Annotated in this window: 3 protein-coding genes; all 3 read left to right on the top strand. The window is 48.5% G+C overall.

The window, feature by feature from the left end; all coding sequences use genetic code 11:
- The first annotated feature begins 46 nt into the window (after nucleotides 1-46).
- The 3 genes from HXT57_RS05455 (at nucleotide 47) to HXT57_RS05445 (ending at nucleotide 13,318) form a co-directional block, all read left to right on the top strand.
- Entirely contained in the window at nucleotides 47-1,969 is a 1,923-nt protein-coding gene (locus HXT57_RS05455; protein WP_116994973.1) for a biotin carboxylase N-terminal domain-containing protein, read from the top strand.
- A complete protein-coding gene (locus tag HXT57_RS05450; protein ID WP_102703251.1) occupies nucleotides 1,966-3,612 on the top strand; it encodes an acyl-CoA carboxylase subunit beta in 1,647 nt (548 codons plus the stop codon). Before HXT57_RS05455 ends, HXT57_RS05450 begins: the two co-directional genes overlap by 4 nt.
- Nucleotides 3,613-3,739: 127 nt before the next feature.
- Nucleotides 3,740-13,318, top strand: coding sequence for a fatty acid synthase subunit beta domain-containing protein (locus tag HXT57_RS05445; RefSeq protein WP_415697820.1), 9,579 nt, complete (start codon nucleotides 3,740-3,742; stop codon nucleotides 13,316-13,318).
- Nucleotides 13,319-13,628: the final 310 nt, after the last annotated feature.

The raw sequence follows: 13,628 nt of genomic DNA, 5'->3' as shown, positions 1-13,628 counted from the left end.
ATGTCGACTCATCCGTAAACGCAACTTTTCTAATATCTTGTAACGTATGGTTACGAATATCAAAAAAATCCTCATCGCAAACCGCGGTGAAATTGCCTTGCGAGTTATTCGCACGGCTCACGAAATGGGCATTTCTACCGTTGCTATTTACGCACCGACTGATCGCAACGCGCAGTTTGTAGAAATGGCAGACGAAGCGTACGCACTTTCCGGAGACACATATCGCGATACTTATTTAAACGAAGATGCGATTCTTGACATTATTAAAAGAAGCGGCACGGATGCTGTGCATCCGGGTTACGGTTTCCTTTCGGAAGTTGCGTCTTTTGCGAAAAAAGTTAACGATGCTGGAGTTATTTGGATTGGTCCTCGTCCGGAAGCGCTTATTGATTTGGGAGATAAGATTACGGCTCGTCGCGTGGCAGTTCGCGCGAAAGTGCCGCCAGTTCCAGGAATTTCGGAGCCTGTGAAAGATATTCGAGAACTTTTAACTTTTGCGCAAACTCACGGCTATCCAGTGATGATGAAGCGCACGGATGGCGGCGGCGGACGCGGCATTACAGTCGTTCGTAACGATGACGAGTTGCGAGGCTTTTATATGAATCACGACGCTCTTCAAGGCGGCGACTTAGATGAATATTTTATTGAGCGTTTTATTGACAAAGCTCGCCACGTAGAAACGCAGTGCGGCCGCGACGCTCACGGAAATTTCACCGTATATTCCACGCGCGATTGCTCGGTGCAGCGCCGAAACCAAAAGTTGGTTGAGGAAGCTCCTGCACCGTTCTTGACTGACGATGAAAAGGATCAGCTTTACCGATATTCTCGTAACCTATTTGAAGCTGTTGATTACGTTGGTCTTGGCACGTGCGAATATATGGTGACTTCTCAGCATAAAGTCTACTTCTTGGAAGTTAATCCGCGATTGCAAGTTGAGCACACGGTTAGTGAGGAAGTTAGTGGACTTGATTTAGTGCGAGAACAGCTCAATATTGCTGACGGCGGCGAGTTGATTAAGGATCCAGAGCCTCGCGGACACAGCTTCGAGCTTCGCATTACTTCGGAAGATCCTGCTACGAATTTGACTCCAAGTTCCGGCACTTTGACGAAAATAAAGTGGCCTTCCGGTCCTGGTATTCGCGTCGATTTTGGTGTTGAAGTTGGCGATAATATTTCGCCAAAATTCGATTCGATGATGGGCAAACTTATTATTACTGCGCAAAGTCGTGAAACTGCTGTCGCTCGTGTGCGTCGCGCTTTGAAGGAACTTTGTATTGAGGGCGTGCCAACTCCTGCGAAACTTTTTGAGCAGATTTTTAACGACCCTGAGTTTACGGCAGAAAATCACAGTTTTGACGTGTCTACTAAGTGGATGGAACGCAAGTATTTGAACCGCGTTCCTGCAGCTTCTTTGGGTGGTCAGCCGGCTTCGCTTGTTTCTGGAAAGTCTGCGGATGAATCCGAAAATAAGCAGCCTGCAATGGAATCCTTCATTATTGAGGTTGATAATAAGCGCGTAAAGCTTACGATTCCGCAAGATATTGTTGACAATTTGACCGGCTCTGCGCGAGTTCGTAGCGTTTCTAGAGCTTCGCAGCCTTTGCGTGGACGTTCGCTTCGCGGAAGTACTCACAAATCTGAAGAACAAAAGCAGATTCCTGGCGTAATCGCAGCGCCTATGCAAGCTGTTATTACGCGCGTGAATGTGGCTGAAGGTCAGCAGGTTGCCAAGGGTGATTTGCTTGTGGTGCTTGAGTCTATGAAAATGGAAAATTACGTTTACGCTCCTGCAGCTGGTACTGTTACTGGAATTTTTGTGGGTCCTGGTGACGGCGTGGAATCGGGTGCAAAGCTTGTGACGATTGATCTTGCTGGAGATAAAAGCGCGGATAAGAGCGCAGATAAGTCTTCTGAATCTTCTGAATCTTCTGAAAAGTCTTCTGAAAAGCCGGAAGGAGAGCAGAAATGAGTACTTTAGCAAAAGAAAAGTCTGAAATCTCTGAAACTTCAGCGAAAACAGTTAATAACTCTTCTGTTAATAGCTCTGCTGACGATACAAACTTGCAGCCTCGTCGCGGGAAAGCTGCAGTTCAGCACGCAGCACAACTTGCTCGTGACGCAGAACAAAAAGCTTTAGAGCGTCAGCACGCAAAAGGTAAAAGCACTGCTCGCGAGCGTCTTGACTTGCTTTTTGACACCGGCTCATTCGTGGAAATCGGGCGTTTTAACGGCGGTGACATAAATAACGACGTTGCCGGATGCGCTGTAATCACCGGCTTTGGCGAAGTTTATGGCAGAAAAGTTGCAGTTTACGCACAAGACTTTTCTGTGCGCGGTGGAACTTTAGGCAAAGCTGAGGGCGAGAAAATCTGCCATCTTTTAGATATGGCTGTTGAACTTCGCGTGCCAGTTGTTGCCGTAATTGATTCCGGCGGCGCTCGCATTCAAGAAGGCGTGAGCGCGCTTATGCAATACGGGCGTATCTTCAAAAAAACTTGCGAAGCGAGCGGCTTGATTCCGCAAATCTCAATTATTCTAGGTCCTTGCGCTGGTGGTGCAGTTTATTGCCCTGCATTGACAGATTTGATTATTATGACTCGCGAGCACTCAAATATGTTCGTAACTGGTCCGGATGTTGTTAAAGCTGCAACCGGCGAGGCTATTAGCATGGACGATTTGGGCGGCGGTCTTGTGCATAACGCAACTTCCGGTGTCGCTCACTATTTGGGAGAGGATGAAGCTGACGCAATCGACTACGCGCGCACAGTTTTGGCTTATTTGCCATCTAGCTGTGAGGTAGAGCCTCCAACTTTTGCCTACGCTGCAACGCGCGCGGATCGCGAAACTGCGCGCGAGTTGGTGAATATTGTGCCGGATAACGACCGTCAGCCTTACGATGTGCTTGACGTGATTCGCAGAATAGTTGACTACGGTGAGTTCGTGCAAGTGCAGGAATTGTATGCTGCTTCTGCAGTGGTTGGTTTTGCTTGCATTGAGGGTCATCCTGTTGGAATCGTAGCAAATCAGCCGAAGGTGAACGCTGGTATTTTGGATGTAAATTCTTCCGAAAAAGTCGCGCGATTTGTGCGATTGTGCGACGCGTTTAATTTGCCTGTGGTGACTCTAGTAGATACTCCTGGTTATAAGCCTGGTTCAGATCAAGAGCACGCAGGAATTATTCGCCGAGGTGCGAAAGTGATTTATGCGTACGCGAACGCGCAAGTTCCGCTGGTTACGGTGATTTTGCGCAAAGCTTTCGGTGGAGCTTATATCGTTATGGGTTCCAAGTCGATGGGTGCGGACGTAAATTACGCGTGGCCAACCAGCCAGATTGCAGTTTTGGGTGCGCAAGGTGCCGTAAATATTATTCACCGCAAGGATTTGCAAAAAGCTAAAGAGCGTGGGCAAGACGTTGCAGCTCTTAGAAAGCAGCTGGTTGACGAGTATGAGGCGACTACTGTGAACGCAAATCTTTCGTTGGAAACTGGTCAGATTGACGCAATGATTGACCCGGAGCAGACTCGCGATATGATTGCCGGCTCATTGAAGCTTTTGCGAAGTAAAAAGCGAGTTTCCAGAACTGGAAAGCATCACGGGAATCAGCCAATGTAAGTGATTTATAAAAATTATAGGGGTTATCAAACTTATAACTAAAAACTATAGAACTTACAAAACTTATAAACCTTACAAAACTTACAGAATTTATAAAACTTATCCAAATCAACGAGAAGGAAACATCATGACAACATACTTTTTCGACCAACTCGCTAATAATCCGCACGCACTCGTGTTTGCAGGTCAGTCGACTCCGTGGGTTGAAGCTTTGCGCGAGCTTGGTTCAGACGAAGAATTAAACGCAGAACTTCATGAGTACGAAGCAGGCGCAAAAGCTTTGCTATCGCCAATTTATTCTGAGCTTTTAGCAAATGCAGGCGGCGACATAAACGTGTTTGACGCGCTAGAAAATAAGCATATTAACGCTGCAAACGCGCTTCTTAGTGTGCCTGGAATTACGCTTGCACAATTCGGTGCAGTGCGCGACTTAACAAATCTTGGATACAACTTTGAAGTAAACAAGCCGTGCGCAGTTTTGGGTCATTCTCAAGGCGTAATCGCAGCAGAAATGGTAAAAGCTCGCATAAAAGCAAAGTCTTGGCAAAAAGCTCGCGCGCAAATCGAAGAATTACTTGCAATTGCCTACTTAATTGGAGCTGCAGGAGATCGTGAATCTCGAATGCTTGAAATTACTGGTGACGGCGAGCACACGCCAATGCTGTCACTTAAAGGAGTTACTAAAAAGCAGGCAGAAGCGTTAATTTCCCGCGTAGAGCGCACGCGCGGTGAAGTGTCAATTGCTGTTAAAAACGCTTACAATCACGTGGTTATTGCAGGATACCCGGAAGATATGGAAGCTGTTGCAAACGAAGCGCAAAAAGAAACAAAGCGTTCGAAAAAATTGCGCGAAATGAAAGTTCGCGGTGGAGCTGTATTTGCGCCAGTTGCTGAATATTTGGATGTTACAGTTCCATTCCATTCGCCAATGCTTCAATCTGCAGTTGAGCAGGTAGTAGAGTGGGCAAATGAGGCTGGTTTGAACACTACAGTTGCTCGCGAATTGGCTGATGCAGTGCTTGTAACTCCTGTTGATTGGGCTACGCAAATTGGCGAAGTTTTGGAGCAAAACGACGCGCGCTCGCTTTGGATTTTAGACATGGGTCCTAGCGAAGTTCTCGGAAAGCTTACTGGAGTACTTGTGCAAGGAACCGGCGCTGGAATAGTAGAGGCTGCTACCTTGCGCTCGCGTGCAGAGCTTTCGACAGCTGACTCTGCTTCTGAGCCAGAGCGTACGGGCTGCTGGGCTGATTTTGCGCCTCGAGTAATCAACACGCCTGCAGGACGCAAAGTACTTACCAAATTTAGCAAGCTTACAGGCAAAGCTCCTGTGCTTCTTGCAGGAATGACACCAACGACAGTAGAGCCGGAAATCGTTGCTGCAGCAGCAAATGCAGGCTACTGGGCTGAGCTTGCTGGCGGCGGTCAAGTAACTGCAGAAGTTTTTGATCGTCATATGAAGTCGCTTGAAAATCAGCTTCGTGAAGGCGCAACTATTGAATTTAACGCCATGTTTATGGATCGCTACCTGTGGAATTTGCAATTTGGTTCGAAGCGAATCGTGCCAAAAAAGAGGCAGTCGGGAGCTCCTATTGATGGTGTAGTTATTTCTGCAGGCATTCCAGAACTTGACGAAGCCAAGGAATTAGTAGCATCCTTGCAAGCTGATGGATTCCCTTACGTAACATTTAAGCCTGGAACAGTTGATCAAATTCGTCAAGTTGTGCGAATTGCTAAAGCTGTTGCTCCAGCAACGATTATTGTGCAGGTTGAGGGCGGTGCTGCAGGCGGTCACCATTCGTGGGAATCTCTTGATGATTTGCTTATGACAACTTACGCGCAAGTGCGTGAGTGCGAAAATTTGGTGCTTGTTGCAGGTGGCGGTATTGGCACTCCTGAGCGTGCTGCAGACTACATTTCTGGCGAATGGGCGAATGAATACGGTTTACCAAATATGCCAGTTGATGCTGTAATGATTGGCACAGCTGCAATGACAGCAAAAGAAGCGCATACAAGCCCTGAAGTAAAGCGTATGCTTGTGGAAACTCCGGGTATTGCGATGCCGAAATCTTCCAGCATTGAAGGTTTTGATGAGGATCCGTTCGCACCTTTGGGTGAGCGTTGGGTGCCTTCTGGCAAAGTGATTGGCGGTGTGACGAGTGGTTTAAGCCATTTGCACGCAGATATTTACGAGTTAGAAAACGCTTCTGCTCGCTGCGGTCGGTTGCTCGTTCATATGATGAAACATCCTGAAGAGCTTGAAGCGCGTCGCGATGAAGTAATCGAAGCACTTAACTCTACTGCAAAACCATATTTTGGTGACGTAGAAAGCATGACTTACGCACAATTTGCTCAACGTTTCCTAGATTTGGCATACCCTTGGGTGGATCCGACTTACGTAGATCGCTACATGCATTTGTTGCAGCGTATTGAAGCGCGTTTAATTAATCAAGATTCAGGCGAATTTACTTCTATTCTGCCTTCTATCGAAGAAGTTTCTAAGCACCCTCAAGCTGCTTTATATACGCTGATTGACGCGTTGCCTCAAGCTCGCGAGATGAACGTTGTGCCGATGGATGCCGCTTGGTTCCCAACTTTGGTGCGCGAATATCCTAAGCCAATGCCATTCGTGCCAGTTATTGACAACGATTTGTTGCGTTGGTGGGGTCAAGATCAGCTTTGGCAGTCGGAAGATTCGCGTTACTCAGCAGACGCTGTGCGCGTAATTCCAGGACCGATTTCCGTGGCTGGAATTACGACTATGGATGAGCCGATTGCCGATATTCTGGGACGTTTTGAAGCAGCTATGCTCAATCGTGCAGAATTTGGCTCGGAAACTGGAGTAGAAGCAGAAAATAAGGAAAATGCTGCAAGCAAGTCTTCAAAATCTGCTTTTAGTCAGATTGCTGATGCTAAAAACGTTGAAGCTTACGTGCGCGCATGCCCGAATATTTCTTGGGTTGGTCATGTAACTGCAAACCCTGCTTACGGAACGTCTTTAGGAGACGAAAATTACGTAATTACAGTAACTTCTAGTAATAATGACGTAATTTCGCTTGATTTAGATATTAAGCTAGATACATTCTGGGATGATCAAGAAAATCAGGAAGCACAGAATGCTGCTAAACACTCTACAAAAAACGCTGCAAACTCGCTAAAACGCAAGCACGCGGTACGAGATATTGTAATTCCGCTAACTGTTGATGCAAGTCAAGCTGGAAGCATACCAGTAGTTGACCGCGAGCGCTTGCCAAAGCACGTGTACGAAATGCTTGCAGCAACCGCAGGTATTGGAAATACAGCGATTACTGGCGATGTGCTTGATGCTATGCCTAAGGTTGAAACAGTAAAAGAAGATGGCAGTTTGGCAAAATTGCCGGAAGATTTGCTTGCAGAAGGTTATAGAGATTTCCCATTTGGATTGGTTCATTCTTCCTATACTTTCTCGAGAAATCTTGGAATTGACCACGAGTCTGCTACTGCTGGAAGACTTCCAGATGGATTGCTTGCTTCTCGCATTGTGCCAGACGCGTTAGTAGGCCCTGCTTGGCCAACTATTTACTCGGCTTTGGGTTCCGTAATGGTTGATGGTTACCCGATTATTGAGGGTCTGCTTAACGCTGTTCACCTAGATCATTTAGTAGAGCTTGACGTCGATGCTGAAGCCTTTAAAAAGTATGTCGACAAGCGAATTAATTTACTAGGCTGGGCTGAGCCGTATGCAGAATCCGCTTCTGGACGCGTGGTAACTATTCACGTAGTGCATACTGCAGCTGACGGCACGCGACTTGCTCACGAAACTGAGCGTTTTGCTATTCGTGGACGAAGCTTCAGCAATGCGCTTCCTGCTCCAGCTGCGCAATATGGCGAAGCTGCAGGATTGCACGGATATGAAATTGAAGACACGCCTCGCAGAGCTTTGCGCAGAGTAGTCGTTCGCGCTCCTCACGATATGACCGCTTTTGCGCGTACTTCTGGAGATTTCAACCCAATTCACACTTCTAAGCGAGGTGCTGCAATTTCCGGTCTTTCTGCTCCTTTGGTACACGGTATGTGGCTTTCTGCAACAGCTCAACATGTGGCTCAAGCAGTTGATGAAAAAGGTGCTCGCTACGAGCTCATTGGCTGGTCATACAACATGTACGGCATGGTTCAACTTGATGACGAAGTAGAAATCACAGTTGAGCGCGTTGGAAAAGTTCGTCGCGGCGGACTTGCTTTGGAAGTTACGTGCAGAGTTGATGGGCAAATCGTGTCTAAAGCAAGCGCGCTTACTCGCGCTCCACGTGCAGCATTCGTATACCCAGGTCAGGGTATCCAAAAACAAGGAATGTCGCTGGATGAGCGCGCAAAGTCGCCTGCTGTGCGCGATACTTGGGAGCGAGCAGACAAGCTTACTCGCGAAAAGCTTGGATTCTCAATCCTCGCAGTCGTGCGCGATAATCCAAAGGAGCTTACTGCTCACGGCGTAACTTATCATCATCCTGAAGGATTGCTTAATTTAACACAATTTACGCAAGTTGCGCTCGCAACAGTTGCCTTTGCGCAAACCGCGCGTTTGCGTGAAGCAGGATGCGATATTTGGCCTGCTTACTTTGCAGGACACTCGCTTGGAGAATACAATGCTTTGAGCTCCTTCGCGCAAATTATTCCACTCGAAACTGTGCTTGAATTGGTGTTCCACCGCGGATCTACAATGCATCACTTGATTGAACGCGATGCGCAAGGTCGCTCGAACTACCGCATGGGTGCGCTTCGACCAAACCAGTTTGGAGTGTCAGACGAAGGTGTGAACGCTTACGTTAATGGCATTTCCAAGGCTACTGGCGAATTCTTGCAAATTGTAAACTACAACTTGGCAGGTCAGCAGTACGCAATTGCTGGAACTATTAAAGGCTTGAAGGCATTGGCTGCAGACGCTTCTAAGCGCGCTAAGGAGTATGGTGGTAAGCCTCCATTCATGTTTGTTCCAGGAATTGACGTGCCGTTCCACTCTCGAATTCTTCGAAAGGGTGTGCCGGAATTCCGCGACAAGCTCGATTCGCTGCTGCCGAAGCATATTGATTACTCTGTGCTTGTAGACCGTTACATTCCAAACCTCGTGGCTTGCCCGTTTGAGCTTACGCGAGAATTTGCACAAAAGATTTTGGATGTTGTGCCATCTGAGCGCATTGAAGCAGCTTTGGAAGATGAAACTACGTGGAAATCTTATGCAGAGGATGAGCAGAAGCTCGGTAGATTGCTTCTTACGGAGCTTCTTTCATGGCAGTTCGCTTCTCCAGTTCGTTGGATTGAAACGCAGGCTCTTATGTTTGCCGATCGCGCTCGCGGCGGTCTTGGCGTTGAAGAGTACGTTGAAGTTGGTTTAGGAAACGCGCCAACTTTGGCAAATCTTGGCGCTAAAACTCTTGCTTTGCCGGAGTTTAGTGGCGAAAAAGTGACTGTTTACAACGTTGGTCGTGACGAAGGTCGCGTTTATATGACTGACACGGATTCGCTTGTGCCTGAAGTGTTTACTGAGGAAGATAGTCAAGAAGTAAGTAGCACTGCTGATGCAGCTGCTGCTCCTGCAGCTCCTGCCGCAAATGTTGTCTCTGCTGCTCCTGCGGCTGCTCCTTCTGCTCAAGTTGCTAACGCAGCAGCAAGCGGACCTGTAGCAGACTTGCCGTTCAAAGCATCCGACGCAATCTCAATGCTGATTGCGTATAGTGCAAAAATCCGTCTTGACCAAATCGGCGACACTGACACAACTGATACGCTTACAAACGGCGTATCTTCGCGCAGAAATCAGCTTCTTATGGATATTAGTTCCGAGCTTGGCGTGGCTAGCGTGGACGGTGCTGCAGAAGCTCCAATGAGTGCGCTTAAAAAGTTAGTTGATTCGGTTGCTCCACGCTACAAGGCTTTTGGTGCAGTGCTTTCCGATATTGTGCGCGAACGTTTGCGTGCACTTTTCGGTGCAGCCGGTGTGAAACCAGCGCAAATTGACAAGCGTATTTCGGAAGTCTGGCAGCTTGGCGAAGGCTGGCGTGCGCACGTGCTTGCGGCTTTGGTTTTGCAAACGCGTGAAGGTGCTAGCGTGCGCGGTGAAAATCTTGCGCAACTTTCAACTGATCCTGCAAAGAATACTGCTGCAGCTGACGCTTTAATCGACGCAGCAATTCAGCAAGTTGCACAAGCTCACGGCGTTAGCGTTTCTCAGCCTGGTGCTGCTGGCGCAGCCGGTGGTGCTGTTGTTGATTCTGCAGCTCTTGACGCTTTTGCGCAGCAAGTTGTTGGCGCAGACGGCGTACTTGCTGCAACTGCTAAGTTTGTGCTAGCAAAGCTTGGTGTTGAAGCTCCTAAAGCAGAAACTGAAAGTGACGAAAATGCTGCTGTTGTAGCTGCTGTTGAAGCAGAATTAGGTGCGGATTGGCCAAAGCAAGTGGCTCCTCGATTTGATGAGCGAAAAGCGATTCTTTTCGACGACCGCTGGGCTTCGGCTCGCGAAGACGTTGCTCGCTTGTACTACAAGTATGCCGGAAAGAATGTTGATATTCAGGTAAATGAAGTTTCTGAAATCTTAAATGATTTTGGTAGTTTCCTCGGTGCCGGGGAAGCAGTAGCTTCGGAAGCTGAGTGGTTTGCAAGTCTTTCTAAATCTCGCGAATTAAACAATCTTGCAACAATATTTAATGGTATTGCTCGCGATTCTCGCACTAAACTTGCACAAAACAACGCCGATACTGCTCAAGCAACTCGTTTTGCAGGAGAAGTTGCAGTAGTTACAGGCGTTGCTCCTAACTCGATTGCTGCTCGCGTAGTAACGGGTTTGCTTAAGGGTGGAGCTACGGTTATTGCAACTTCGCACAGTTTCAAGCCGAGCGTTAAGTCTTGGGCGAAGAAAGCGTATCGCGAAAACGCTCAAATGGGCGCAAAGTTGTGGCTTGTGCCAGCAAACTTGTCTAGTTATCGCGATGTCGATGCGCTTGTAAAGTGGGTTGGCACGGTTTCAAAGAAAGTAAGTGGCGCAACTACTACTATTTTGAAGCCTGCTTATGAGCCGAGCATGTTCTTCCCGTTTGCAGCTCCTCCAGTTCACGGTACTTTGTCTGATTCTGGTTCGCTTTTTGAATCGCAATCGCGCTTAATGCTGTGGGGAGTGGAGCGTGCAATCGCTGGATTTGCGCAGATTGGAGCAGATACAGATGTACAACATCGTATGCACGTTGTGTTACCTGGCTCTCCAAACCGCGGTATGTTCGGCGGCGACGGTGCTTACGGCGAAGTCAAGAGTGCTTTCGACGCGATTGTGAACCGTGCGCATGCGGAAAGCGTGTGGTCGGATCGCGTGACTTTCGCGCATCCTAAGATTGGATGGGTGCGTGGAACCGGCTTAATGGGCGGAAATGATCCGCTTGTGGCTGTAGTTGAGCGTCACGGATTAACTACCTACTCTACGCAAGAAATGGCAGATCGTTTGCTCGATTTGTGCACGAAGGAAGCGCGAGAGCAGGCAGCAATTGCGCCTTTGGATGTTGATTTTACGGGCGGATTAGGCAAGGAGCCTCTTGATTTGAACGCGCTTCGTGCAGAAGCGTTGGAAGATCAGAAGCGTGCTGAAGTTGCGGAAGAAGCGGTGGAAGCTGTAGAAGAAGCTGCAGAATCTTCTGCTAAATCAACCAACAAAGCACTTCCAACTCCTTACGTGCCAACTCAGCCGCGAGTCAACTTGGCTGATTGGAAGAACGTAACAGCGCGTCCAGAAGACGAAATTGTGATCGTCTCCGTTGGCGAGCTTGGACCATGGGGTTCCGGACGTACTCGTTTCGAAGCAGAACTTGGAATTCGCGAAGACGGTTCCGTGGAGCTTTCTGCAGGAGCAGTACTGGAATTGGCTTGGAATATGGGCTTGCTTACTTGGCAGGATTCGCCAAAGCCAGGCTGGTATGATGCGGACGGCACGCTTGTTCCAGAAGAAGATATTGCAGAGAAATATCGCGATGAAGTAGTAGCACGTTCCGGTATTCGACCATTCGAAACCGGTATGGGCGGCGATTACAAGGATGGAGCAAACGAAGAAGAAGCAGAAATCTTCCTCGATCACGACGTGAGTTTCAGCGTTCCAACAGAAACAATTGCGCGCGAATACGTGGCACTTGACGAATCGCATACTGAGATTGCTCGCGATGCAGAATCTGGCGAATGGACTGTTACGCGCAAGGCAGGTTCTATGATTCGCGTGCCGCGTAGGGCTGCAATGACCAGAACCGTCGGTGGACAATTCCCTAAGGGCTTCGATCCGCTGAAGTGGGGTATTCCAGCTTCAATGGTTGGAAGTGTTGACACGATTGCGCTGTGGAATATTGTCACAACTGTAGACGCTTATATTTCTGCTGGTTTCACGCCTTCGGAGATTTTGCAATCTGTGCATCCGTCAATGGTTGCTTCCACGCAAGGAACCGGTTTCGGCGGCATGAGTTCAATGCGAAAACTGTATTTGGATCGCTTCCTTAACCACGAAATTCCTACGGACGTATTGCAAGAGGCGCTTCCAAACGTTGTTGCAGCTCACGTAATGCAAACCTATATCGGCGGCTACGGAAATATGGTTCAGCCGGTGTCGGCATGCGCAACTGCGGCGGTTTCGCTCGAAGAAGGCGTCGACAAGATTGCTCTCGGCAAAGCTGATTTCGTAGTAACTGGCGCAATTGACGATATCGGCGTGGAATCCGTAGTTGGCTTCGGCAATATGAACGCAACTGCCAATAGCGAAGAAATGTATGCGAAGGGCATCAATCCACGATTCTTCTCTCGCGCAAACGATCGCAGACGTGGAGGCTTCCTTGAAGCACAAGGCGGCGGTACGATTTTGGTTACGCGCGGCGATATTGCTTTGAAGCTTGGCTTGCCTGTTGCTGGTGTGGTTGGTTTCATTCACTCCTACGCTGATGGCATTCACACTTCTATTCCTGCTCCGGGCTTGGGTGCTTTGGCTGCGGGCATGGGTGGAGCTAAGTCTAAGCTCGTGCGTGATTTGGCAGCTCTCGGCGTTACTCCGGACGATATTGCTGTGGTTTCTAAGCATGATACGTCTACGAATGCAAACGATCCGAACGAATCTGAGCTGCACAATACTCTTGCGCACGCAATCGGACGCACGGACGGAAATCCGCTGTTCGTAATCAGCCAAAAGACGCTGACTGGACATGCAAAGGGCGGCGCGTGCATCTTCCAAATCAACGGTTTGACTCAACTGTTTAGAAGTGGCGTAATCCCTGGAAACGCATCACTTGACTGCGTGGATCCTAAGCTTGCGCGCGACGACCACATGGTTTGGTTGCGTGAGTCGATGCGCATTGGCGATGGTGCAGGTTCTTGTGCAGTGAAGGCTGCTCTCGCAACTTCGCTCGGCTTCGGTCATGTTAGCGGATTTGTGGCATTGGTTCATCCTGGTGCTTTTGAGGCTGCTGTAGCTGCTAGCGCAGGTGTTAATGTGCTTAAGAATTGGCGTACCAAGGCGAATGCGCGTTTGGCTGCGGGTCAGAGGCGATTTGAGGAAGGCATGATGGGTCGATCTGTACTGTTCGAGCCTGTTGAGAATCGTCACTTGCTGAAGGATGGCACGCGCCTTCCGGATGGCACTCGCTACGATGGTCACGAAGCAGAAAAGGCGATGTTACTTAATCCTGAAGCTCGCCTTAATGCGAACGGATACTACTGCTGAGTCGCTGCTTTAGCTGCTAATGTATCGATGCTTAATTGCGGATGTATTGACGCATTGAAATAAGTGCGAAACCAGAGCGGAAACATTTGCTGTGAATATTCCCGGCATTTGTTTTCGCTCTGGCTTTATTTGACCACATTTGCAGGAAAAATGTAAGGCGATTGGAGTTGCGTTAACAATCACGTAAGTAGCTCTGTAGTTCAGTATGCCATATTTAGTACGTGTAGCATTGCGTATGTCGCCTGATATTACTTAATGTCAAGTACGCTGTCATTATCGCAGTGGTGTGCTATCTCGCTACCAGTACCCA

The sequence above is a fragment of the Gardnerella sp. KA00771 genome (assembly GCF_049244045.1).
Taxonomy (GTDB): Bacteria; Actinomycetota; Actinomycetes; order Actinomycetales; family Bifidobacteriaceae; genus Bifidobacterium; species Bifidobacterium swidsinskii.
The sequence above is the reverse complement of the archived record's forward strand: the minus strand, read 5'-3'. Positions and strand labels throughout refer to the sequence as shown.